This window comes from Rhizobium sp. UBA1881 (assembly GCF_002338015.1).
Taxonomy (GTDB): Bacteria; Pseudomonadota; Alphaproteobacteria; order Rhizobiales; family Rhizobiaceae; genus Rhizobium.
Genome location: NZ_DDHH01000146.1, coordinates 8,320 through 9,054 on the forward strand (window position 1 = coordinate 8,320; position 735 = coordinate 9,054).

Sequence of the window (735 nt, forward strand, 5' to 3'; positions counted from 1 at the left end):
CGACCGAGGAAGACGGCGCCATCGCCCGATCGCTGGACGAGCTCATGCAATCGCGCGAACTCTACCGCGACCCCGAACTCAATCTCGGCCGCATCGCCCGCCGGATGAACCTGCCGGCCCGCCGCGTATCGATCGCCGTCAACCGCGTGCACGGCGCGAGCGTCTCGCAATATGTCAACGACTTCCGAATCCGCGCCGCCTGCCGGATGCTGGAGACGACCGATGAGCCGGTGACCCGGTTGATGTTCGACTGCGGCTTCATCAGCAAGTCGAATTTCAACCGCGAATTCCTGCGCGTCACCGCCACAAGCCCCACCGAATATCGCAGGCGCCACCAGACCCGGCCGGTCAGCCAAAAGCCCGCGCCGGAACCGGAATTCCTGCCCGCGCCGCAAGAGCCGATTTTCATGTCACCGTGACAAAGCAGCCGTTCACAACGCGAAAGCCGCGCCCTATTCATGACGGCATCATCATCCGAAAGAGCTCCCATGGTCAGCATTGAAATGATCGTCGCCGCCCGCGCCCGCCTGCGTGGACATGCCCGCCGCACCCCGCTTCTTTCCTCTCCGTTTCTCGATGAGATCGCCGGGCGCCGGCTGTTCATCAAGGCCGAATGCCTGCAGCACACCGGCTCCTTCAAGTTCCGCGGCGGCTGGTCGGCCGTCTCGGCGCTGGAGCCAGAGGTGCGCGCCCGCGGCGTCATCGCGTTTTCTTCCGGCAACCACGCCCAGGGCG

2 protein-coding genes are annotated in these 735 nt (G+C 65.2%); both read left to right on the forward strand.

Annotation, left to right across the window (positions count from 1 at the left end):
• Nucleotides 1-419 (forward strand): helix-turn-helix domain-containing protein (locus B3605_RS17660; RefSeq protein WP_296435318.1); only part of this gene is annotated, 419 nt, incomplete at its 5' end.
• A gap of 69 nt (nucleotides 420-488) precedes the next feature.
• Nucleotides 489-735: pyridoxal-phosphate dependent enzyme (locus B3605_RS17665; protein WP_296435319.1), on the forward strand; the 247-nt coding region annotated here is incomplete at its 3' end.